Consider the following 23,188-nt stretch of genomic DNA (forward strand, 5'->3'; position numbering starts at 1 on the left):
TCCACCTGCCTCGCCTGGGGCAGAAGTGTCGGGGGCGCCGGGTAGGCTCGCGCCGTCCTTGCCACCATGGCCGATCGGGAGTGCCGCCTCGTGACCGCACAGCCAGAAACCTTGTACGGGGCTGACGACCTCACGCACCTGGAAGGGCTGGACGCTGTCCGTAAACGCCCTGGCATGTACATCGGGTCCACGGACAGCCGGGGCATCAACCACCTGGCGAACGAGATCATCGACAACTGCACCGACGAGGGGGTCGGCGGTCACGCCACCCGCATCGCGGTGACCCTGCACAGTGACAACTCGGTGCAGGTCGACGACGACGGCCGGGGCATCCCGACCGACGTGCACGCCAAGTCCGGCCTCAGCGGCGTCGAACTCGTGCTCACCCGGCTGCACGCCGGCGGCAAGTTCGGCGGTTCCGGCTACAAGGCCTCCGGCGGTCTGCACGGTGTCGGCGCCTCCGCCGTCAACGCGTTGTCGTTGCGCTACGACGTCACCGTCAAGCGCGACGGCAAGGTGCACGAGATCTCGTTCCAGCGTGGTGTTCCCGGGGTGTTCGACGGCCCGGGGCCGGATGCGCCCTTCACCCCGCAGCCGGGTCTGCGGGTGGCCCGTCGGATGAAGCGGGGCGAGCCCACCGGCACGTCCACCCGGTACTGGTACGACGCCCGGTATTTCGAGACCGGTGCCCGTCTCGACGTCGACGCCGTCCGCGCCAAGCTGCGCAACACCGCCTTCCTGGTGGCCGGCGTCCAGTTCTCGCTCTTCGACGCCACCGCCGAGGAGCCGGCGACCGAGGCGTTCCACTATCCCCACGGGCTCACCGACATGGTGGAGTTCCAGACGCCGGCCGCCGACAAGCCGGTCTCCGGGATCCTGGTGGTGACCGGTGAGGGCACCTACAAGGAGAACGCCGCCGACGCCAACGGCGTGATGCAGTCCAACGTCGTGCGGCACGCCCAGATCGAGGTCGCGTTCCGCTGGAGCACCGGCTACGAACGCACCGTCGAGTGCTTCACCAACACCATCCGCAACGTCCACGGCGGCACCCACCGCAAGGGATTCGAGCGGGCCCTGGTCCGGGCGCTGACCGACGCCATCCGCAACACGCGTGGCCTGCTCAAGCCCAAGGAGGAGCCGCCCGTTCTGGACGACCTGCTCGAGGGCATGACCGCGGTCATCCACGTGCGGGTTCCGGAGCCGCAGTTCACCTCCCAGACCAAGGACGAGCTGTCCACCGCCGGCATCACCCGCGTGATGCAGAGCCTGGTGGAGACCTATCTGAAGGAGTGGGTGGAGGGCCGGCGCACCAAGACCGAGGCCCGCACCGTTTTGCAGAAGGTCGTGGACGCGGCCCGGGTCCGCCTCACCCAGAAGCAGCAGAAGGACGCCGCCCGCCGCAAGACCGCGCTCGAGGGCGCGTCGATGCCGGCGAAACTGGTGGACTGCCGGGCGATCGGCATCGACCGTTCCGAACTGTTCATCGTGGAGGGTGACTCGGCCCTCGGCACCGCCCGGATGGCCCGCAGCTCCGAATACCAGGCGCTGCTGCCGATCCGTGGCAAGATCCTCAACGTGCAGAAGGCGAGTCTGCAGCAGGTGCTCGACAACGCCGAGTGCTCGGCGATCGTGCAGGTGCTCGGCGCAGGCTCCGGCCGGACCTTCGAGATCGGCCAGATGCGGTACGGCCGCGTGATGATCATGGCGGACGCCGACGTCGACGGTTCGCACATCCGGACCCTGCTGATCACGTTGTTCGCCAAGTACATGCGCCCGGTGATCGAGCACGGCCGGCTCTTCGCCGCCATGCCGCCCCTGCACAAGGTGGTCACCAAGGGCCGCAACTCCGACACGCTCTACACCTACACCCAGCAGGAGATGGAGACCACCGTCGCCAAGCTGGAGCGCTCCGGACGGCAGGTGCAGAAGCCGGTGCCCCGGTTCAAGGGTCTCGGTGAGATGGACGCCGACGAGCTGTGGGACACCACGATGAACCCGGCGGCCCGCACCGTCCGCCGGATCACCATCGAGGACGCCGAGCGCGCCGAGGCCACCCTCGAACTGCTGATGGGCGAGCGTGTCGAACCCCGGAAGAACTGGTTGATCGAGGCTGCCGGCCGGATCGACCAAGAGACCATCGACGCCTGAGAGGCCGCAGACCATGGCACGCCGCAAGAACGAGAATCGCGTCGACCTGTCCGCGTTCGACCAGGCCGGCGCCAACATCATCGACAACCCGCTGACCACCGAGGTCGAGGACTCCTATCTGGAGTACGCGTACTCGGTGATCCACTCTCGAGCGTTGCCGGACGCCCGCGACGGGCTGAAACCGGTGCACCGGCGGATCCTGTGGTCGATGTCGGAGCAGAACCACCGCCCCGACCGGCCCTATGTGAAGTCCGCCCGTGTCGTCGGCGACGTGATGGGTAAGTACCACCCGCACGGCGACGTCGCGATCTACGACGCCCTGGTCCGTCTCGCCCAGGACTTCTCGCTCAACACGCCGCTGATCGACGGCCACGGCAACTTCGGTTCGCCCGACGACGGCCCGGCCGCGGCCCGTTACACCGAGGCACGCATGTCGCCCGAGGCGATGCTGCTCGTCGGCGAGCTGGGCGAGGGCACGGTCGACTTCAAGCCGACCTACGACGGGTCCGACTCCGAGCCCCGGGTGCTGCCGGCGGCGTTCCCGAACCTGCTGGTCAACGGCACGTCCGGCATCGCGGTCGGCATGGCGACCAACATGATCCCGCACAACCTCGGTGAGGTGGTGGCGGCCGCCCGGCACCTGATCAAGAAGCCGGAGGCCGACCTCGACGAGCTGATGCGCTTCGTCCCCGGCCCCGACCTGCCCACCGGCGGTCAGCTGCTGGGCCTCGACGAGGTGCGCCGCGCCTACGAGACCGGCCGGGGTGTGGTCCGGGTCCGGGCCCGCGCGCAGACCGGTCTGCTCGAGGGCGGCCGCGGCCGTCAGGCGATCACGGTCACCGAGCTGCCCTACGGCATCGGCGCCGAGAAGATCATCGAGGCGATCACCGACGAGGTGAAGGGCAAGCTGATCACTTCCGGTCCCCGGCGTGGTCAGCGTCAGGCGCCGCGACTGGCCGGCATCTCCGACGTCAAGGACCTCACCGACCGCGAGCACGGCACCCGCCTCGTGATCGAGTGCAAGGTCGGCGTCAACCCGCAGGCACTGCTCGCCGACCTCTACCGGCTCACCCCGCTGGAGAGCTCGTTCGGCATCAACAACCTGGTCCTGGTCGAGGGGCAGCCGCGGACCCTCGGGCTCAAGGCGCTGCTCGAGGTGTTCGTGCAGCACCGCTACGAGGTGGTCACGCGGCGCACGACGTACCGGCGGACCAAGCGCGAGGATCGCCTGCACCTGGTCGACGGCCTGCTCATCGCCCTGATCGACATCGACCGGGTGGTCGCCCTGATCCGGGCCAGCGACGACTCCACCGCGGCGAAGACCGGCCTGATGGCCGAGTTCGGCCTCTCGGACATCCAGGCGACGTACATCCTGGACACCCCGCTGCGCCGGCTCACCCGCTTCGACCGGATCGAGCTGGAGACCGAGCAGGAGCGCCTGCGCGGCGAGATCGCCGATCTGAGCCGCATCCTCGACGACGAGAAGGTGCTCAAGAAGGTCGTCTCCGACGAACTCGCCAAGGTCGCCAAGGAGTTCGGCCGCCCGCGCCACACCACGCTGATCGACGGCGACCTCAAGGAGGTCCTCGCAGCCTCGGTGCCGGCCGGCCCGCTCGAGGTCGCCGACGACCCCTGCCAGGTGATCCTCTCCGCCAGTGGCCTGATCGCCCGGACCGCCGCCGAGAGCGAGGAGTCCGCCGAGGCGCACAGTCGCAGCGGCCGGACCAAGCACGACGCGGTCCGCGCGGTCATCCACTCGACCGCCCGCGGCCGGATCCTGCTGGTCACCAACCGCGGGCGCGCCTTCAAGACCGACGTGCTCCCGCTGCCGGTGCTGCCCGACCAGTCCGGCACGGTGTCGCTGCGCGGCGGCATGTCCGCCTCCGAGCTGGTCCCGCTGGAGCAGGGCGAGAAGGTGGTCGGCCTCGCCCCGCTGACCCCGGGCGACTCGCCCGGCATCGCGATGGGCACCCGGCACGGCATCATCAAGGTGTGCGCGCCGGAGTGGCCGGTCCGCTCCGACGAGTTCGAGGTCATTACGCTCAAGGACGGCGACGAGGTCCTGCAGGCGACCTGGCTCACCGACGGCGCGGAGGCCCTGGTCTTCGTGACCTCCGACGCCAACCTCCTGCGGTTCCCGGCCAAATTGGTCCGTCCGCAGGGCCTCAAGGGCGGTGGCATGGCCGGCATCAACCTGGCCGCCGACGCCGAGGTGATCTCCTTCAACGTGGTGTCCACGTCGGACCCCGAGCACGGCGAGCCGATGGTGGTGACGTCGACGGGCACGCAGGTCAAGGTGTCGCCCTTCGCGTCGTACCCGGCGAAGGGCCGGGCCACCGGCGGCGTCCGCGTGCAGCGCTTCCTCAAGGGCGAGTCCCGCCTGACCGTGGCCTGGGTCGGCCCGCGCCCGGTCGGTGCCAGCGCCACCGGCGAACCGGTCGAGCTCCCGGAGCCGGACGCCCGCCGCGACGGTTCCGGCAACGCGGTCATCATGGGCCCGGAACTGATCGGCCACCTGATCGAACGCGACTGATCCCTTTCGGTCCTTTGCGACGGCCTCCGCCCTTCGGGTGGGGGCCGTCTCTCGTGGGTCCAGGTGGGTGCCTCCTCTTCCTCTTCCTCATCCCGTACGCGTGACGTGCTCTCCAGCCGCGAAAGAGGTTCCGGCGGCCGACCCGTACACGGGAAGGTCTGGATGTTGTAAGTCTAGTTATGTAGAGTTTCGTTCATGCCTAGGGTTCCGCATAGTTCGCCGCAGACGTTGTTGCTGTTCGGAGCGCTTCTGAACGATCCGCAGCAGTGGCGTTACGGCTACGAGTTGAGCAAGGAGACCGCGTTGGCCTCGGGGACGCTCTACCCGATCCTGATGCGTCTCAGCGACCAGAAGCTGCTGGAGACCAGGTGGGAGCCGTCGGACGAGCCAGGGCGGCCACCACGGCACCTCTACCGGCTCAGCGCGGACGGTGCGGCCCTGGCCCGGGAGCGGGTGACGGCGCGGGAGGCGAAGACCCGTCAGGCCGGATCCGGCACCGGCGTGGCGGCCACCGCGTGAGCGCCGGGCAGCAGTTCCAGGGCGTCACCACGCGGGCGGCCGGTGTGACCGGGGGATGGGTACGCCAACTCGCCTACCTGATGCTGGTGGTGGCGGTCCGGGGGCGCAAGGAACGGGGTGGCGAGTGGGGTGAGGCGACCCTCGCCGAGTTCGCCGAGACGAAGGGGAGTGCGGAAGCTGTGCGATGGGCGGCGGGTGGTCTGCGGGTGGCGCGGATGGAACGGCGGGCCGCCCGGCGGGAGCTGCCGCGGATGGTCCGGATCCGGCGGGTGGCCGTGCTGACGGTGCTGATCGGGGTGCTCGGCGGGCTGGCCGTCGACCGTTGGGTGCTGAGCGTCAACGTGGTGCTCAGCGGCAGCATGGAACCCGGCTACCAGATCCTCGACCGCTATCTGACCGACCGGGTCGCGTACCGGGTGACGGGCGTGGCGAACGGCGACGTCGTCGAGTACGGCGAGGCCGGCAAGAAGTACCGGCGCATTGACCGGATCATCGGCATGCCGGGCGACGCGATCGAGTGCCGCGACGGCGCAGTGTGGCGCAACGGGATCAAGCTGAACGAGCCCTACCTGCTGCGGGACGCACCTGAGGAGTCCGACACCATCTGCACCCCGGTGACGATCCCGGAGGGCAAGGTCTACGTGCTGGGTGACCATCGGATGGCGGCCCAGGACTCCCGTGAACTCGGCCTGATCGACCAGGACGACATCACCGGCCGTGTCGTCGGCCGCATCTGGCGGGCTTGAGCGTTCGCGGCGGTCGGGGCGGCGGTCAGCGGGACGGCAGCCAGTTCAGGGCCATACGCAGCAGGTGGCGCAGCTCGGTCAGGCGGAGCAGGTAGCCGGTGACCAGGTAGGCGAGGCCGCCCACCAGCCCCGCCACGACGCAGGTCACCAGCGTGACCGTCCAGGACTGCGAGCCGGCGACCATCGCCACGCCCCGCATGGCCAGGACGGCGCAGGTCGCGCCCACCGTCGCCGCGGCGAGGACCTTGACGTGGGTGCGGATCAGGTTCTTGCCGTCGATGAGTCCCAGCCGGCGGCGCAGGACCACCGCGGTCGCGGTCAGGCCGACGGTGTACGCGGCCGCGTACGCCACCGGAATCCCGATCACGATCGCGCCGCGAGGCAGGAACTGCCCGGCCGCGAGGCAGCCGATCACCCCGACAGTGGCGACGGCGGCGGCGATCAGGGCGGCGGTCCGGGTGTCCTGGAGGGCGAACAGGCCCCGTTGCAGCAGCATGTAGTTGGTGAAGGGGATCAGGGCGAGCCCGAAGGCGGAGACCACCGTGCCGAGGGTGTCGACCGTGGCCGTGGCGCTGTTGCCGTGGGCGAACAGCACCACGGCGATCTGCGGCCCGAGGACGATCATGGCGGCCGCGATCGGCGCCATGATCACCATGACGGTACGGACCGCCCGGGACAGGCTGGTGATCACGCGGCGGTGGTCGTTCCGGGCGGCGTGCCGGCTCAGCCGGGGCAGCATCGCGGTCATCACCGACACCGCGATGACCGCGAACGGTACGTGGAAGATCGCGCTGGCGTTCTGGTAGACCGTGACGCTTCCGGTGCCGCTCCACGACGCGGTACGGGTGGCGGCGGCGACCAGGATCTGCCCGGTGACGACGGACAGCAGCATCCAGGCGCTGAGTCTGCCGATCTGCCGGATCGCGATGCCCCGCGGGTCGAGGCGCAGGCGCACCGGGAAGCCGCTGCGGGACAGCCCCCACACCACCAGGCTGCACTGGGCGACGACGCCGGCGGTGGTCCCGACGCCGAGGAGCAGCAGGTTTCCGGTGGTCAGTTCGCCCACTTCGGTGGTGCCGCCGACGACCAGGTACGTCAATCCGACCGCGATCACCACGACGCTGTTGACGAGCGGTGCCCAGGCCGGCACCCCGAACCGTCCCCGGATGTTGAGGACGGCGGCCGCTCCCGCGCTCATCCCGTAGAACAGCATCTGTGGCAGGAAGAAGCGACTGAACAGGATCGCCAGGTCCCGCTGGTCGGGGGTGAAGGCGGGCGTGTACAGGTCGATGAGCAGCGGGGCGGCGAGGACGGCGGCCAGGGTCACGCCGCTGAGCAGGTAGACGATCAGCGACAGCAGCTTCTGGGTGTAGAGCACCCCGCCGTCGGACTCGTTCAGTGTCGCCCGGGTCAGCAGTGGCACGATCACGCTGGCCATGGCCCCGCCGACGACCAGTTCGTAGACGGCGTTCGGCAGCGTGTTGGCGATGTTGTACGCGTCGAGCATCCGGGTGCCCAGCCCGAGTGCCGAGGCGAGGACCAGGATCCGCAGGAAGCCGGCCGCCCGGGACGCCAGGGTGGCCAGCGCCATCCTCTGCCCGGCCCGGCTGACCGAGGGTGAGGCGGCGGGCGCGGGTACGAGGACCTCGACGGCCGGGTCGGGCGCAGGCGGGCCGGAGGGCGGCGACGCGGCTGCTGAAGATCCATTGCTCACGGTGCAGTGATACCAGGCCGGTCAAGGATGGGGTGAAATCACCAGGTCGGGCGGATGCGGCCCGGAACGGCCAGCCGGGACAGATCGGCGCGCAGGGCGGCCAGCCGTTCCGGGCCGAGCGCCGTGGCCCACGGCCGGAGCACCTCTTCGGCGGCTTCGTCCGCGGCCCGGGTGCAGGCGACCCCCTGGGCGGTGAGGACGAGGAGTCTGGCCCGCGCGTCGACCGGGTGCGGGCGGCGTTCCACGTACCCCTTGCGAACGAGTTCTTCGGCCATCTGGCTGGCGGCCTGTTTGGTGACGCCCAGGTGTTCGGCGAGTTCGACGACGGTGGCGCCGCCGTGGGACAGCCGGACGAAGGCGAAGCCGTGTGCCGGCCGGAGGTCGGTGAAGCCCCGGGCGACGACCGCCGCGTTGATGCCCTCGACCAGGGCGCCGGCCGCGCCGAGCAGCAGAACGGGCAGGTCGAGTAGATCGTGTCGCATGGCTGCAGTTTGACACGACGGTCAAGTTGCTTGACTATTTGGTCAAGTAGCTTGACTACCTGAGGGGGAACGATGTTGGAGAGCGCTGTGGAACACCGGATGCACGGCTCGACCTTCCGGTCCTATGTGTCACCCGCGAGCGGCAGCGAGGAACTCTGCGCCTGGCGTCTGGAGGTGGCCCCCGGCAGCCGGGGCGTCCGGCACCGGGTCGGGCGCGAGGAGGTGCTGCTCCTGCTCGCCGGGACGCTCACCGTCACCCTCGACGGCGTCACCGCGGAGATGACCGCCGGTGACGTGCTGCGCGTCCCGCGCGGTGCGGAGTTCGGCGCCGACAACAACACCGCCGACCCGGTCGAGGCGTGGGTCACCACCAGCGTCGGCCTGCAGGCCACCCTGCCCGACGGCACCGTGATCAGCCCGCCGTGGGCGAACTGACCACCCGAACCTCGTGGTCAGCGTACGAAGCCCTCCGGTGCGCCGAGGGGAGGACGGCGTGCCGGAGGGCCGGAGGGGCTGCGACAGCTCACTTGCTGGGCGGCGGCACCTCACACTTGATCTTCGGGTTGACGCCCAGCCAGTTGAGCGGGCCGGCGATCGTGGTGACGATGACCGTGCCGGCTTCGGCACAGCTGGCGTCGCCGGTGTCCTTGAAGTAGCCGCGTTCGAAAGCCGCGACCACGCCGAGTAGAAGCCAGATGACGACGATGACAGCGCCGATGCGCATCGAGAGCCTCCTCTGTCGCGGTGATGCGCGGCAGGTACCCGGAAACAGCCGACGGCTAAACGCGACGGGCCTGCAACGTGTACGTGTGCGGCAACCGTTCCGGCTTCTCGATGAGCTGGTACTCGCCGCCGCCGATCTCGTGCATCCGTCCCGGCAGGGCGTTCCACGGCACCGACTGGTGCTCGACCAGCCCGGTCAGGGTGAGTCCGGCGTCGAGGACCGCGGTGACGATCTCGCCGAGTCCGTGGTTCCATTCGTGGGTCACGGTGTGCTGGAACTCGTGGTCGGTCGACACATAGGTTCCGGCTTCGTCGTACACCTGGGGCTCGGCCTGCTCGAAGTACGGCTCGGAGAGCGCGACCAGGCCGTCGGTGCGGTCGTAGTCGAGCGACCACAGGACCGGGTGTCCTTCCCGGATGAAGAGCCGTCCGCCCGGGGCGAGCAGCGACGCCACCGTCCGCGCCCAGCGGTTGACGTCGGGCAGCCAGCCGAGGGCGCCGATCCCGGTGAAGACCAGGTCGAATTCGCCGTCCAGGACGTCGCGGGCCGCGTACACGTCGGATTCGACGAAGTCGATCGCGGCACCGGTGTCCGCGGCCAGGCGCCGGGCCTCGGCGAGTGAGGCGCCGGAGAAGTCCAGCCCGGTCATGGTGGCGCCGAGCCGGGACAGCGAGAGCGTGTCGGTGCCGATGTGGCATTGCAGGTGCACGCCCCGCTGCCCGGTGATGTCACCGAGCAGCGGCAGGTCGAACCGGACCACCTGGCTCAGGTGGTCCGGATCGCGGCGGAACGCGTCGACCTGGTAGTCGGGTGACGCGGCGTGCACCGGGCCACGTTCGTCCCAGTTCGCGCGGTTGACAGCGAGGTAGTCGGTCACGCGCCGGAGCGTATGCGGCCGGTGAACCACCGCGCACTCTGTTTCGGCGTACGCCGCTGCGTCTCGTAGTCGACGTGGACACAGGCCGAGGCGGCCACGCCCCGGGTGAAGCTCATCGTGCCTCCTCGTGCAGCCAGCAGGCGACCGTCCGTCCGTCGCCGCCCGGCGCGAGCACCGGGATCCTGCCGGCGCACGGGTCGAAGGCCTTCGGGCACCGCGGGTGGAAGGAGCAGCCGCTCGGCATCCCCTTCAGGTCGGGCGGGGAGCCGGGAATGCCGGTCAGTTCACGGCGCGGGCCGCGCAGGGCCGGGAAGGACCCCAGAAGACCTCTGCTGTACGGGTGCAGAGCGTCCCGGTAGATCGCGGCGGCCGGCGCCTCCTCGACGATCCGCCCGCCGTACATGATCGCGATCCGGTCCGAGAACTCCACCAGCAGCGACAGGTCGTGGGTGATGAAGACGACCGAGAAGCCGAGCCGCTCGCGCAGCTCGATCAGCTGGCCGAGGATCTGCCGCTGCATCACCACGTCGAGCGCGGTGGTCGGCTCGTCCATGATCACGACCTGGGGCTGCAGGATCAGCGCCATGCCGATCATCACGCGCTGCCGCATGCCGCCGGAGAGCTGGTGCGGGTACGCGTCCATCCGGTCCGGCGCGATGCCGACCAGGGTGAGCATCTCCCGGGCACGCTCGGTGCGCTGCTTCTCACCCATCCGCGGATCGTGGGCCCGCAGCACGTCGGTCAGCTGGGTGGAGATCTTGTGCACCGGGTTGAGCGAGTTCATCGCGCCCTGGAACACGATCGCCGTCTCGGCCCAGCGGAACGCCCGCAACTGCCGGTCGGTGAGCCCGAGTACGTCGTACGGCTCGCCCGCGGAAGGGTGGTAGATCACCTCGCCGCCGGTGATCACGCCGGGCGGCGGGAGCAGCCGGGTCGTCCCGTACGCCAGGGTGGACTTGCCGGATCCGCTCTCGCCGGCCAGACCGAGCACCTCACCGCGGTGCAGGGTCAGGGTGACGTCGCGGATCGCGTGCACGGCCTGGTCGCCCAGTCCGTAGTCGACGTTGAGACCGCGGATCTCGAGGACCGGTTTCCTGCTCACTTCGAGACCTCCTTGCGGATCACCGGGGTGAAACCGATGCGCATCCGCACCGTCTGCCCGCTGGTCGTCTTCACCTTGGTCTTGCCGGCGCTGCGCAGTCGCGGGCTGACGAACTCGTCGATGCCGAAGTTGATCAGCGAGAGTGCGGTGCCCAGGACGGCGATGGCCAGGCCGGCCGGTACGAACCACCACCAGGCGTTCTGGGCGAGCGCCTGCTGTCCCTGCGCCCAGAACAGGATGGTTCCCCAGTTCCAGGTGGTATTCGAGGTGACGCCGATGAACGCCAGGGTGATCTCGGAGAGCACCGCGAAGATGACCGTGCCGACGAAACCGGAGGCGATCACCGCGGTCAGGTTCGGCAGCAGCTCGAAGACGATGACCCGCCAGGTCCGCTCGCCGGTCGCCCGGGCCGCCTCGACGAAGTCCCGCCGGCGCAGCGACAGCGTCTGCGCCCGCAGCACCCGGGCGTTCCACGACCACGAGGTCAGGCCGATGACCAGGGCGATCAGCCAGTCCTCGGCGCTGGACAGGGCGGAGGTGATGATGATGATCAGCGGCAGGGCCGGGATCACCAGGAACACGTTGGAGAGCGCGGAGAGACCCTCGTCGGTCTTGCCGCCGACGTATCCGGCGGTCACCCCGATCAGCACCGACAGCACGGTGGCCACGATGCCGGCGAAGAACCCGACGAACACCACGCTGCGGGTGCCGGCCAGCAGCTGGCTGAACACGTCCTGGCCCAGGTGGGTGGTGCCCATCCAGTGTTCCGCCGACGGGGGTTGCACCAGCTGGTCACCGCGGGCGCCCGGGTCGTACGGTGCGATCCACGGGCCGACGATCGCCAGCAGGACGTAGATCCCGAGGATGATCAGGCCGGCCGCGGCCTTCTTGTTGGCGACGAACCGGAACCGCTGTCTGCGGGCCTTGGCGGCCGGGACGACGGCCACCGCGCCGACGGTGGAGATGGACGACATCGGTCAGCCCTCCTTGCGGGTGCGCGGGTCGAGGAGCAGGTAGGCCACATCCGCCAGCAGGTTCGCGATCAGCACCGAGATCGTGATGACCAGGAAGACGCCCTGCATCAGCGGGTAGTCCTGGGCACCCAGGGCCTGGAACAGCTGGAAACCCACGCCCGGGTACGAGAAGACGATCTCCACGAGCAGCGTGCCGCCGACGATGAAGCCCAGCGACAGCGCGAACCCGGAGACGTTCGGCAGCAGGGCGTTGCGGGCCGCGTACCCGAGTGCCACTCTCCGGTCGGAGAGGCCCTTGGCGTGCGCGACGGTGATGTAGTCCTCACTGGACACCGTCACCATCATGTTGCGCATGCTGAGGATCCAGCCGCTGACCGAGGAGACCAGGATGGTCAGGGCGGGCAGCAGGCCGTGCTGGATCGCGCTCGGGACGAACCACTGGTCCCAGGCCGGTTCCAGGCCGATGTCGGCGCCGCCGGACGACGGGAGGAAGCTGTCCGGGCCGGTGAACAGGTAGATCGCGATGATGCCGAGCCAGAAGTACGGCACCGAGGAGAGGAACGTGGTGACCGGCAGCAGGCCGTCGGTCCACGAGCCGCGCCGCCAGCCGGCCAGCACGCCGAGGCCGGTGCCGATCGCGAAGCTGATCACCGTGGTGATGCCGACCAGCCACAGCGTCCACGGGAGGCTGTCACTGATGATCTCGGAGACCGGGGTCGGGAAGAACGTGAAGGACAGGCCCAGGTCGCCGCGGAACAGCTGCTGCCAGTACTTGACGTACTCCTCCCCGACGCTCATGTCCCGGTCCAGGCCGAACAGCACGTACAGCGAGTCGATCGCCTGACTGCTGAGCTGGCCCTGGTACTTGGTGATCAGCGACTGCACCGGGTCGCCGGGCACCATCCGGGGGATGAGGAAGTTCAGGGTGATCGCGGCCCAGGCGGTGAACGCGTAGAAGGCCAGGCGCTGCAGGAAGTACTTCACTTCGCGGCCCCCTCGGTGTCGTACAGCCAGCACGCCGCCCAGTGGCCGGGGACGTCACCGATCTCCAGCCGTACCGGCACCTCGGTCGAGCAGCGGGCCATCGCCATCGGGCAGCGCGGATGGAACCGGCAGCCGGCCGGCGGGTGGATCAGGCTCGGCGGTTCACCGTTGCCACGGTCCTCGCCTGCGGCATCGGGCGCGCCGGTGAGCCGGTCCGGGTCCGGAGCGGAGTCGATCAGCAGTTTCGTGTACGGGTGAGCCGGGTTCTGCGTCACCGTCTCGCTGTCGCCGCCCTCGACCATCCGGCCGGCGTACATCACCATCGTCTGGTCCGCGAAGTACCGTGCCGACGCGATGTCGTGGGTGATGTAGAGGATCGCCAGGTCCAGGCGTTCCTTGAGGTCCCGCAGGAGGTTCAGCACGCCGAGCCGGATCGACACGTCCAGCATGGACACCGGTTCGTCGGCGAGCAGCGCCTCGGGGTTCGCACCGAGGGCCCGGGCGATCGCCACCCGCTGGCGCTGTCCGCCGGAGAGCTCGTGCGGGAACTTGTCGAGGTAGCGCTCCGGCGGCGTCAGGTGCACCCGCTCCAGGAGTTCGTGCAGCGCACCGTCGAGGTCGTCCCCGGCGTTGTCGTGGATCATCAGCGACCGGGTCAGGTGGTACCGGATGGTGTGCACCGGGTTCAGCGAGGCGAACGGGTCCTGGAAGATCATCTGGACGCGCGCGCAGTACCGGCGGAACGCCGACCCGGACTTCGCGGTCGTCGACGTGCCGTGCAGCCGGATGTCGCCGCCGGTCCGCGGATAGAGCTGGGCGAGCAGCCGGGCCACGGTGGACTTGCCCGAGCCGGACTCGCCGACCAGGGCCACCACCTGTCCGCGCCGGAGCGTGAGGTTCACGTCGTCGACGGCGTGGACCGCGTCCTTGCGCCGGTTGAGGAGGTCGCGCATCGTCCGGCGGACGGGGAAGTGCTTGGTCAGGCCGATCGCCTCGAGCACCACCTCGCCGGCCGGCGCTTTCGCGTCGGGGATCGACGTCATGCCGGATTCCTTAGGGGGAGTGGGACGGCCGTGCGCCCCGGCCGGTGACCGGGGCGCACGGGGCGATCAGGACTTGGCCGGGCGCAGGTGCAGGACCACGTCCAGGGCGCCGGCCTGGGTGGGCTGCATCGGTGCGTACGAGTCGGCGTCCGAGGGCCAGCCGATCCAGTTCTTGGTGCTGTACGCGCCACCGACGTTGTCCGAGCCGATCGGCAGCATCGGCGCCTGTTCCACGAAGATCTTCTGGATGGTGGCGAGCGCCGCGGCACGGTCCGCGTCACTGGTGGCGCTGGAGTACGTCTTCAGCGCGGCGGTCGCCTCCGGGCTCTGGAAGCGGCCGAAGTTGCCCTGCTGGGCGGCGGTGCCGATCGGCTTGTAGAGGTCGCCGTCCAGCACCGTCTGGTAGATGTCGAACGGCGTCGAGCCGCCGTTGGTCCAGCGGACGGTGCCCTCGAAGTCGCCCTTCTGGACGTTGGCGTCCCAGACGTTCTGGTTCGGCTTCTCCACCGTGGCCTTGATGCCGATCTCGGCGAAGTTGCTCTTGAGGATCTCCAGCGTGGTCTGGTAGTCCGACCACGACGCCGGGTCGCTGAGCTTGATCGTGACCGGCTCGCCGGACGGCGTCCTGAGGGTGTCGCCCTCCAGCTTGTACCCGGCAGTGGCCAGCAGTGCCTTGGCGCCCTCGACGTCGACCGCGAACGTCTTGCCGGTGAAGTCGGCGGAGATGTACGCGTCACCCGCGCCCTCCGGCAGACCCGTGACGCTCTTGATCTCCGGGTGGAAGTAACCGGCCTCGGCCTGGGTGAAGATGTCCGCCCGGTTGACCACCATGTTCATGGCCTGGCGCAGCTTCGGGTCGTCGAACGGCTTCTTGGTGGTGTTGAGGTACAGGCCGTGGATGCCGAGCACGCCGGGCGCCCAGACCTTGTAGTTCTCCGGGTCCTTGGCGACGAACGTCTGCTGGTAGTTCGGGATGAAGACGAAGCTCCAGTCGGACTGACCGTTGGCCAGTGCCGTGGTCTGCGCGTTGTTGTCCGCGTACGACGTATAGCGCAGCTCCTTGACCTGCGGGAGGTCCTGCCAGTAACCGCTCTCCCGGACGGCGAGCGTGATGCCCTGCTGGCTGAACGACTTCAGCGTGTACGGTCCGCTGCCGACCGGCTCCTTGATCGGGTCGGTGGCCGGGTCGGCGATCTTCTCCCAGATGTGCTTGGGCACGATCGGGATCTGGCCGATGACCTTGTGCTGGGTGGTGAACTGCGAGGTCTTGAAGGTGACCTTGACCTTGTCGCCGTCCGCGGTGATCTGGTCGAACGGGACCGCGAAGATGTTCAGCGCCTCGTTGCTCTTGACCAGGTTCAGCGTGAAGACCACGTCCTCGGCGGTCAGCGGCTTGCCGTCGGACCAGGTGGCCTTGTCCCGGATCACCAGGTCGACCGTCTTGTAGTCGGCGGACCAGGTGATCTCACTGGCCAGCCAGGGCTTCAGCGGGTCGGCCGGTTTGGTGTTGTTCCACTGGCCGAGCGGCTCGTAGAGCATCCACCGGTACCCGAGGGAGGCGCCGGCCGAGGTGCCGACGAAGGGGTTGTTGTTCTCGGTCACGGTGCCGTTCGGCATGCCGATCGACAGGTAGTCGGCCTGCGAGCCGTTGGCGGCGTTCTTGTTGGCGTTCGGCGAGTCGCCGCAGGCCGCGAGGCCGCCGGTGGCGAGGACGCCGGCCAGGGCGACCGCGAACAGTTTCCTTCTCTGCATCGCAAATACTCCTCGGGAGAGCGCTTTCTGGGCAGGGGGTATCGCGCGACCGGTGGACGCCGGTCGCTGGGTATGGCTAGAGGGCCGGCCGTCGTGGGGCCGGCCTGTTCGAGGCTGGTTAAGAGACTGTCGAGGCGCGGACGGTGAAGGTGGCCGGGATGATCGTCGGCCGGTTGGGGAGCGCGGCGCCCTCGAAGTGGGCGAGCAGGGTGCGGGCCGCGGCCTCGCCCATCTCACGCATGGGCTGGTGGACCGTGGTCAGAGGGGGCTGGCTGTGCGCGGCCATCGGTATGTCGTCGAAACCGACCACCGCGACGTCCTCCGGCACGCGCCGGCCGCTGTCCTGGATCGCCTGGACGGCCCCGAAGGCGGAGAGGTCGTTGTGGCAGAAGACCGCGTCGAACGCGAGCCCGCTGTCGATGGCCTGCCGGACGGAGTCGGCGCCACAGCCGACCTTGAAGTCGCCGAGCATGATGCGCTCGTCGTCGATCGGCAGCCCGGCCTCGGCATAGACCGAGGCGAAGCCGGCCGTGCGCTGCTGGGTGCACCCGAACCGGGCCGGCCCGGTGACGACCAGCGGCTGCCGTCGGCCGATCTCCAGCAGGTGGCGCGCCGCCGCGGCGGCGCCGAGGTGATTGGTGGTGCCGATGCTCGGGATCTGGCCGGACTGCTGGTCGCGGTCGTCGATCAGGACCATCGGCAGGCCCCGCGAGTGCAGGGTGGCGATGTAGTCGAGGGTGCCCTCGGGCTCGATGACCAGCAGGCCGTCGAACGACTTGGCGGCGACCTGGGCGGCGAACTGCCGCATCGACTCCTCACCGCGGTTGCAGGTGAACAGCAGCATGCCGTAGTTCTCGGCCTCCAGCACGTCGGCCGCACCCTGCAGCACCTCGCCCATCCAGGGCCAGGTGAGCGAGGGGACCAGCATGCCGACGACCCGGGTGCGGCCGCGGGCGAGGTTGACGGCCCGGGCGCTCGGCACGTAGCCGAGCTCCTCGATGACCGCGCGGACCCGGTCGGCGGTGCTCCGGTCGAGCTCGCCCTTGCCGTTGAGCACCCGCGACACGGTCGTTTTGCTGACCTTGGCCGCGGCTGCCACATCGGCGATGGTGATCGGCACTGCTCCTCCGCGATGTGACTGGGCCGTTGCGCCGGCGTTTCGGAACCGGTTTCGGTACCGGTTTCGGCAGTCAACATCAGTGAGAGCCGTCACGTCAATGTGCCAGGAGATCAAAAAAGGTTTCGAGACGATAACCGTTTAAGTTACCTTCCAATAAAACGGTAGTTACCGGCATCAACCGCCAGATTCGGTAGGACCACGCCGAGCGGCGCATCGATGAAGAGGTCCGCGTACGGCTCGCCGCGGGTCACACCCCGGTTCACGATCGCCACCCGGATGCCGTCCTTCACCGCCCGCAGCACGAACCGCCGACCCGACATCACGGTCAGCGAAGAACCCAGAACCAGCAGCGTGCGGGCCGCCCCGACCAGCGAGAACGCCCGGGACACCCGGTCGGCCGGCACGGTCTCGCCGAAATAGACCACGTCCGGCTTGAGCATCCCGTCGCAGGACAGACAGTCGACGACGGTGAACCCGTCCAACTCGGCCTCGTCCATCTCCACGTCGCCGTCCGCGTTGACCGCGGTGGCCACCCCGGCGAACCGCGGATTGGCCAGGGTCAGACGCTCGGCCATCTCCTCGCGGGCGGTCAGCTCACCACAGGCCAGGCAGACGATCCGGGCCATGTTGCCGTGCAACTCCACCACCTCGCGGGCACCGGCCGCCTGATGCAGGCCGTCCACGTTCTGGGTGATCACTCCGGAGAGCAGGCCGGAGTTCTGCAGCCGGGCCACCGCCCGATGGCCGTCGTTGGGTGCGGCCTCGCCGATCGTGCGCCAGCCGAGATGGCTGCGCGCCCAGTAGCGCCGCCGGGCCACCGGATCGCCGGTGAAGTTCTGGTACGTCATCGGAGTGTTCCGGCGGGCCGAGCCGGACGGCCCCCGGTAATCCGGGATGCCCGAGTCGGTGGAGAGACCCGCCCCGCTCAGCACCACGACGCCGCCCTCGCGGATCCAGGCGTCCAACCGGGCCACCTGCTCCACCACCTGTAGGTCCATGGTCCTATCGTCCCCCGGACGGGTGACCGCACAAGGGCACCCCAGGGTGGGCGTCACCACCGCGAGCCCTGCGCGTTGCCGTTTCCACTAGTAGCGTGATTCCGTGATCGCTGTCAGCAGGCTCCTCTGGCGTCCGTGGGACGCTCGACGCCTGCTGCGCTTCCTCACCGTCCTGGCGATGCTCGCCCTGGTGGTGACTCTGCGGGCACCGAGCGCACCCACCGTCGCCCCGGAACTGTCCGCCGTTCCGGAGCTGTCCGTCGCGACGGCCGGCCCGGTCGCGACGGACGCCGGCACGGAGCCGTCCGTCGCGACGGCCGCCGTCGCGGAACCGCCGGCCCCGGAGACCGTTCCGGCTCCGGCGGCGATCATCACCGGCCCGGACACCCGGCCCGGCGGCGAGACCCCGGACACCCGCGGATCACGCGGACCGCCGGCCGCCTGACGCCCCGGCGGGACACCGCCGGGACGCCCGTCGATGCCGGCCGTCGTCCACTTCCCAGGGGTGTTCATGGATTCCGCATTTGACAACTTCCTGACCGCGATGCCGCAGGCCGCCTTCATCTGGGTGGCGATCCTGCTGCTCCTCGCGGTCGCGGTGGTCACCTCGGCGCTGCCCCGATTTCACGGCGCGCATCCCGTCGAGGAGAACCCGTACGCGGACGAGATCGAGAACGCCGCGACCCGGGCCGCCGCCACGGCCGTCCGGCGACGGGCCGAGTGGCTCGCCGCCCAGGAGACGGTCGACAGTGCCTGGACCGCGTACGAGGAGGCGGACCGGGCCGCCCGGCGGACGTCGGCCGCGACCGCGTACCCGCTGATCAGCCGTCGTCGCAAGCCCGGCGAGAACGTCGACCGGCAGCGTTACCTGCACCGGGCGGCCGGCGAACTGTGCCGCTCCCAGGACCTGTCGATCGCCCAGCTCAACGACGTGTACGCGCACCGCGGCTGGAACCCCCGCCTGCACCCGGTGCAGCAGGAACCGTTGCTGCGCAACGCGGCCCGCGATCACCGGCTGACCGCGTACCGCCGGTCCGTCGAGGCCGAGCGGATCGCGTGGCGGGCCGCCGAGGCCGCCGCCGACGAGGTGCGCAGCCTGCGGGCGGAGGCCTCGTCGGCTCGGATGCGCGGCCCGGCCGCCGAACCGATCGACCAGCAGTGGTGGTCCGAGCAGTGGGCCGCCACCGAGCTTCCGGCGGCCGCCTGATGTCCATCCTGGAGTCCCGGACGGCGCCGTGGCATCCCGTGTCCGTACCTGTGTGGAAGACGGACGGTGACGTGGTCCAGCCACCCCCACTTCGATGCGGGTCCCTGGTCCTCGCCCGGTAACGTGGCCGGGCGGGACGGGCGGCTGGAACTGGGTAAGGAGGCGATGGTGACGGTAACTCCCGCGGGTGCGAGCTCGCCTGCGGCCCGGATGCACCGGGCCGCCCTGATCGAGGACGCGGTCCACGACGTCATCGAACGTCGGCTGCGCGGACGGGGCTGGAAGCCCTACATCACGGCCTACACCGGGTACGGCGCACCGGGCTGGGCCCGGGTGATGGGCCGGGTGTTGCTGGCCCGCCCCGGCATGGTCGGCAGACGCCGGGAGAAGGTACGCGGCTGGCGCAGTTTCACCACCACCCCGGCGGCCGGGGCGCTGGTCCGCATCGAGCTCGGCGGCACGATCACCGAGGCGCACACCGACCGCAGCGGCTACCTCGACTGCCGGGTCAAGGGCGACCTCGACCCGGGCTGGGGCAGTGCCCGGCTGAGCATCGAGACGAGTACACCGGTCGACGCCCCGATCCGGGTGATCGACCCGAAGGCCACCTTCGGTGTGATCTCCGACATCGACGACACGGTGATGGTGACCGCGCTGCCGCGCCCGATGCTCGCCGCGTGGAACACGTTCGTGCTCGACGAACACGCGCGGATGGCGGTCCCCGGGATGGCCGTGCTCTACGAGCGGCTGGTCAACGCGCACCCCGGCGCCCCGGTGGTCTACCTCTCCACCGGTGCCTGGAACGTCGCGCCCGCGCTGACCCGTTTCCTGAGCCGGCACCTCTATCCGGCCGGCCCGATCCTGCTCACCGACTGGGGACCCACCCCGGACCGGTGGTTCCGCAGCGGACAGGAGCACAAGCGCAAGACGTTGCGCCGGCTCGCCCAGGAGTTCCCGGACATCCGGTGGCTGCTGGTCGGCGACGACGGCCAGCACGACCAGGAGATCTACTCCGAGTTCGCCCGGGAACACCCGGACAACGTCGCAGCCGTGGCGATCCGGCGGCTCTCGCCCACTCAGGCGGTGCTGGCCGGCGCCATCCCGGGACCCTCGGAGAACGCCGAAGTGGTCCCGTCGGGCGGCAAGACGTGGTTCTCCGCCCCGGACGGCGCCGGTCTCTGGTCCGTACTCAGAGACACCGACATGGTGTGATCGTCACTCCAGCCGCATGTCGATCCAGCCGCATGTCGATCCAGCCGTATGTCGATCCAGCCGCATCGTCATTCCAGCCGCATCGTTCACTCCGGTCGCGGAGCCGGCCCGTCCGGTTTCGCGGCCTCGGCCACCCGCTCGTGCAATCGGCTCCGGATCTCGTCCGGGGTGTACGCCCGGCGCTGTCGCTCCTGCCGGGCGATGATCGCCCCGGTGGCCGCGACGCCCGCCAGTCCTGCCAGTCCCACTACCTTCCACCAACGCATTTGTTGAGGATAGACACGTGGTTGCCGAACTAAGCCTCGACGAGGCCATTGACCTGACTCGTACCGGTGACATCTGGATCTTCCGAGGACGATCCGGTCCGGACCGGGCGATCCAGACTCTCACCAACAGTCCCGTGAACCACGTCGGCATGTCCCTGGTGATCGAGGACATGCCACCACTGATGTGGCACGCCGAACTCGGCAGGTCGCTGCCCGACATGTGGTCCGGCGGCTTCCAGCGCGGCGTACAACTGCACGACCTGAGGGACGCGGTCACCGTGTGGGCCCGCCGGTACGGCCAGCGCGGTTACCTGCGCCAGCTGGAACCGGGTGTGACCCGGGCCATCGAGGACAAGGCCCTCAAGACGGTGGCCCGCCTGGACGGCACGCCGTTCCCGTCGACGTCGCAACTGGCGGCGCGCTGGGCCCGTGGCCGGGTGCCGCAGATCCGGCTGCCGTGGCAGGAGCGGCGGGTCAGCGAGGCGACCCTGGAGAAGGCCTACTGCGCCGAGGTGGTGGCGGTGACCTATGAGGACATGGGCCTGCTGCCCCGCGGTCGTAAGGCCAACTGGTACGACCCGGGGCGTTTCTGGAGCGGCGACGAGCTGGAGCTGTGCCCCGGGTACTCGCTGGGCAAGGAGCTCTCGGTGGTAGTCCCCGAAGCCTGACACCACACGCCCGAACTCACCACACCAAACGGGGTGTGTTGAGTTAGGGCGCGCTGCGCGCCCCAACTCACCACAGCGAACGGGGTGTGTTGATTTGGGGCGCGCAGCGCGCCCGAAGTCACCACAGCGAACGGGGTGTGTTGAGTTGGGGTGCGCTGCGCGCCCGAAGTCACCACAGCGAACGGGGTGTGTTGATTTGGGGTGCGCTGCGCGCCCCAACTCAACACGGCTGACGGGGTGTGGTGATTTCAGGCGTGGAGAGCGCCTCAAATCACCACGCGGGAGTCAGCGGCCGGAACGGCGGCCGGTGGAGCGGGTGGAGAACGCGGCCGCGCCACCGGAGGCGGTGGAACGCTGCTGCGGCGTACCCGAACGGGTGGTGGAACGTGCCTGGCCGGCCTGGCCGGACCCGCGCTGACCGCCGCGACCACCGGCGGTGGCCTGCGTGGCACGGCCTCCGGCGGACGCCTGGCTGCCGCGGCCGCCGGACGTGGCCTGACCGCGGCCACCGGTGCCCTTGTCCGGGGAACCGGACGACGTCGCGGCCGCGGTGCCGGCACCGGTCGAGCGACCACGTCCCCGGCGGCGGCGCGAACCCCGCGACGGTCCGCCGGTGCCCTCACCCTGCGCCGTGCCACCGTCCGCCGACCGGGAGCCGGAGGCCGACGAGGTGGGGGCCGGGGCGGACGCGGCGGCGGCCTCGGCAGGGGAGACGAAGGTCCGCTCGCCCGGCGCCAGCTCGGCGAGCAGCGTGTCGCCCGGCCGAGCCTTCGTGGTGACCGGCCGGATGCCCGCCTTGCGGGCCAGGTCACGGACGTCGGACTGCTGGTCGTCGGTCATCAGCGTGATCACCGTGCCGCGGTTGCCGGCCCGGGCGGTCCGGCCGGACCGGTGCAGGTAGGCCTTGTGCTCGACCGGCGGGTCGGCGTGGATGACCAGCGCGACGTCGTCGACGTGGATGCCACGGGCCGCGATGTCGGTCGCCACCAGCGTGCCCGCGCTGCCGTCGGAGAACGCCGACAGGTTGCGGTTGCGGGCGTTCTGCGCGAGGTTGCCGTGCAGCTCGACGGCCGGGATGCCGGACGCGATGAGCTGGCGGGTCAGCACCTTGGCGCGGCGCTTGGTGCGGGTGAAGACGACCGAACGGCCGGGCGCGGCGAGCAGGTCGACGAGCACGCCGAACCGGTCGTCGTGCCGGACGTGCAGCACGTGGTGGTCCATCTCGACGGGCGCCTGGGCGGCCGCGTCGACGTGGTGGGTGACCGGCTTGCGCATGAACTGGCGGACCAGCACGTCGACGCCGTTGTCCAGGGTGGCCGAGAAGAGCAGGCGCTGACCGGTCGCCGGGGTCTGCGCCATCAGACGCTTCACCACCGGGAGGAAGCCCAGGTCGGCCATGTGGTCGGCCTCGTCGAGCACGGTGATCTCGATGGAGTCCAGCGAGGCGTGACCGTTGCGGATGTGGTCGTCGAGCCGGCCCGGGCAGGCGACCAGCACGTCGACGCCGTCCTTGAGCGCCTTGATCTGCGGGTTGGGCCCGACGCCGCCGAACACCACGAGGGTGGACAGTTTCGCCGCGTCGGCGAGCGGGCGCAGGGTGGCCTCGATCTGGGTGGCCAGTTCCCGGGTCGGCGCGAGGATCAGCGCGCGGGGGCGGCCGGTACGGCGCGGCGCCTTCGAGGCGGCCAGGCGGGCCACCAGGGGCAGCACGAACGCGTACGTCTTGCCGGATCCGGTGCGGCCACGTCCGAGGACGTCACGCCCGGCCAGCGAGTCGGGCAGGGTGGCCGTCTGGATCGGGAACGGGGCCGTGATCCCGAGCCCGGTGAGTGCCGTGGTGAGGACGGCGGGCACGCCGAGCTCGGTGAAGGTCGTCATGAAGGTGGGAACTCCAGTGGTCGAGGGTCGGTCTGCCCGGCGCTGACCTCACTGGTCGCGACGCGTGGTGGTCGACCCGAGGGCGGCCGCCCGTAAGAGAGAAGCGGTTAACCGCTACCGATCATTGTACCGGCCACGCTCCGCAACCGGTTCGCACCCGAGGGCGAACCGGTCCGCACTCAGCGCGGCTCATCTTTCTCCTCAGTGCCGGGACGTCCCCGCCCCCGGCAGGACCTGAGGA

22 protein-coding genes are annotated in these 23,188 nt (G+C 69.9%); 9 read left to right on the forward strand and 13 right to left on the reverse strand.

What is annotated here, in order from left to right:
• Positions 1-66 precede the first annotated feature (66 nt).
• The 4 genes from WH85_RS12690 to lepB all read left to right on the forward strand — a co-directional run bounded on the left by WH85_RS12690 (position 67) and on the right by lepB (position 5,946).
• Positions 67-2,148: a DNA gyrase/topoisomerase IV subunit B gene (locus WH85_RS12690; RefSeq protein ID WP_211275355.1), complete on the forward strand. Its 2,082-nt coding sequence runs from the start codon at positions 67-69 to the stop codon at positions 2,146-2,148.
• 13 nt (positions 2,149-2,161) lie between these two features.
• Positions 2,162-4,681 carry a DNA gyrase/topoisomerase IV subunit A gene (locus tag WH85_RS12695; RefSeq protein WP_045742023.1) on the forward strand — a complete coding sequence of 840 codons (2,520 nt, stop codon included), beginning with the start codon at positions 2,162-2,164 and terminating at the stop codon, positions 4,679-4,681.
• Between the two features lie 228 nt (positions 4,682-4,909).
• Positions 4,910-5,200, forward strand: a complete 291-nt coding sequence (locus WH85_RS12700; protein ID WP_245673915.1) for a PadR family transcriptional regulator — start codon at positions 4,910-4,912, stop codon at positions 5,198-5,200.
• The gene (lepB, locus tag WH85_RS46945) at positions 5,197-5,946 is read left to right on the forward strand and encodes a signal peptidase I (RefSeq protein WP_052720389.1); all 750 of its coding nucleotides are present in this window, start codon (positions 5,197-5,199) and stop codon (positions 5,944-5,946) included. Before WH85_RS12700 ends, lepB begins: the two co-directional genes overlap by 4 nt.
• 25 nt (positions 5,947-5,971) lie before the next feature.
• Here lepB and murJ read toward each other — a convergent pair whose 3' ends face one another.
• Positions 5,972-7,537: a murein biosynthesis integral membrane protein MurJ gene (gene murJ / locus WH85_RS12710; RefSeq protein ID WP_045742025.1), complete on the reverse strand. Its 1,566-nt coding sequence runs from the start codon at positions 7,535-7,537 to the stop codon at positions 5,972-5,974.
• Between the two features lie 161 nt (positions 7,538-7,698).
• Entirely contained in the window at positions 7,699-8,142 is a 444-nt protein-coding gene (locus WH85_RS12715; RefSeq protein ID WP_045742026.1) for a MarR family winged helix-turn-helix transcriptional regulator, read from the reverse strand.
• Between the two features lie 72 nt (positions 8,143-8,214).
• Here WH85_RS12715 and WH85_RS12720 point away from each other — a divergent pair, with 72 nt between their 5' ends.
• Positions 8,215-8,577, forward strand: coding sequence for a cupin domain-containing protein (locus tag WH85_RS12720; protein ID WP_045742027.1), 363 nt, complete (start codon positions 8,215-8,217; stop codon positions 8,575-8,577).
• Positions 8,578-8,665: 88 nt separating this feature from the next.
• Here WH85_RS12720 and WH85_RS12725 read toward each other — a convergent pair whose 3' ends face one another.
• The 9 genes from WH85_RS12725 to WH85_RS12765 form a co-directional block, all read right to left on the reverse strand.
• Complete coding sequence (locus WH85_RS12725) at positions 8,666-8,866, reverse strand: hypothetical protein (RefSeq protein ID WP_045742028.1); 201 nt, start codon at positions 8,864-8,866, stop codon at positions 8,666-8,668.
• 55 nt (positions 8,867-8,921) lie between these two features.
• Entirely contained in the window at positions 8,922-9,743 is an 822-nt protein-coding gene (locus WH85_RS12730) for a class I SAM-dependent methyltransferase (RefSeq protein ID WP_045742029.1), read from the reverse strand.
• A gap of 112 nt (positions 9,744-9,855) precedes the next feature.
• Entirely contained in the window at positions 9,856-10,845 is a 990-nt protein-coding gene (locus tag WH85_RS12735; protein WP_045742030.1) for an ABC transporter ATP-binding protein, read from the reverse strand.
• Complete coding sequence (locus WH85_RS12740) at positions 10,842-11,819, reverse strand: ABC transporter permease (RefSeq protein ID WP_045742031.1); 978 nt, start codon at positions 11,817-11,819, stop codon at positions 10,842-10,844. Before WH85_RS12740 ends, WH85_RS12735 begins: the two co-directional genes overlap by 4 nt.
• A gap of 3 nt (positions 11,820-11,822) precedes the next feature.
• Complete coding sequence (locus tag WH85_RS12745; protein ID WP_045742032.1) at positions 11,823-12,803, reverse strand: ABC transporter permease; 981 nt, start codon at positions 12,801-12,803, stop codon at positions 11,823-11,825.
• On the reverse strand, positions 12,800-13,846 hold the full coding sequence (locus tag WH85_RS12750) for an ABC transporter ATP-binding protein (RefSeq protein WP_045742033.1): 1,047 nt from the start codon (positions 13,844-13,846) through the stop codon (positions 12,800-12,802). Before WH85_RS12750 ends, WH85_RS12745 begins: the two co-directional genes overlap by 4 nt.
• Positions 13,847-13,912: 66 nt before the next feature.
• The gene (locus WH85_RS12755; protein ID WP_045742034.1) at positions 13,913-15,598 is read right to left on the reverse strand and encodes an ABC transporter substrate-binding protein; all 1,686 of its coding nucleotides are present in this window, start codon (positions 15,596-15,598) and stop codon (positions 13,913-13,915) included.
• A 118-nt stretch (positions 15,599-15,716) separates the two neighbouring features.
• A complete protein-coding gene (locus WH85_RS12760) occupies positions 15,717-16,718 on the reverse strand; it encodes a LacI family DNA-binding transcriptional regulator (RefSeq protein ID WP_045742035.1) in 1,002 nt (333 codons plus the stop codon).
• Between the two features lie 143 nt (positions 16,719-16,861).
• Positions 16,862-17,716 carry an NAD-dependent protein deacetylase gene (locus WH85_RS12765; protein WP_045742036.1) on the reverse strand — a complete coding sequence of 285 codons (855 nt, stop codon included), beginning with the start codon at positions 17,714-17,716 and terminating at the stop codon, positions 16,862-16,864.
• 103 nt (positions 17,717-17,819) lie between these two features.
• Here WH85_RS12765 and WH85_RS12770 point away from each other — a divergent pair, with 103 nt between their 5' ends.
• The 3 genes from WH85_RS12770 (at position 17,820) to WH85_RS12780 (ending at position 20,135) form a co-directional block, all read left to right on the forward strand.
• Positions 17,820-18,161, forward strand: a complete 342-nt coding sequence (locus tag WH85_RS12770; RefSeq protein WP_045742037.1) for a hypothetical protein — start codon at positions 17,820-17,822, stop codon at positions 18,159-18,161.
• Positions 18,162-18,227: 66 nt separating this feature from the next.
• On the forward strand, positions 18,228-18,923 hold the full coding sequence (locus WH85_RS12775) for a hypothetical protein (RefSeq protein ID WP_045742119.1): 696 nt from the start codon (positions 18,228-18,230) through the stop codon (positions 18,921-18,923).
• A gap of 165 nt (positions 18,924-19,088) precedes the next feature.
• Positions 19,089-20,135 (forward strand): App1 family protein phosphatidate phosphatase, encoded by a 1,047-nt coding sequence (locus WH85_RS12780; protein WP_052720407.1) that lies wholly within the window; start codon positions 19,089-19,091, stop codon positions 20,133-20,135.
• Positions 20,136-20,221: 86 nt separating this feature from the next.
• Here the strand turns inward: WH85_RS12780 and WH85_RS12785 are convergent, their stop codons facing one another.
• Positions 20,222-20,401, reverse strand: coding sequence for a hypothetical protein (locus tag WH85_RS12785; RefSeq protein ID WP_045742039.1), 180 nt, complete (start codon positions 20,399-20,401; stop codon positions 20,222-20,224).
• A 17-nt stretch (positions 20,402-20,418) separates the two neighbouring features.
• Here WH85_RS12785 and WH85_RS12790 point away from each other — a divergent pair, with 17 nt between their 5' ends.
• Positions 20,419-21,069 (forward strand): hypothetical protein, encoded by a 651-nt coding sequence (locus tag WH85_RS12790; RefSeq protein ID WP_045742040.1) that lies wholly within the window; start codon positions 20,419-20,421, stop codon positions 21,067-21,069.
• A 285-nt stretch (positions 21,070-21,354) separates the two neighbouring features.
• On the opposite strand, the gene WH85_RS12795 is transcribed toward WH85_RS12790, so the two are convergent.
• Positions 21,355-22,947, reverse strand: a complete 1,593-nt coding sequence (locus WH85_RS12795; protein ID WP_045742041.1) for a DEAD/DEAH box helicase — start codon at positions 22,945-22,947, stop codon at positions 21,355-21,357.
• Between the last annotated feature and the right edge of the window lie 241 nt (positions 22,948-23,188).

The organism is Actinoplanes rectilineatus, from assembly GCF_000962825.1.
Taxonomy (GTDB): Bacteria; Actinomycetota; Actinomycetes; order Mycobacteriales; family Micromonosporaceae; genus Actinoplanes; species Actinoplanes rectilineatus.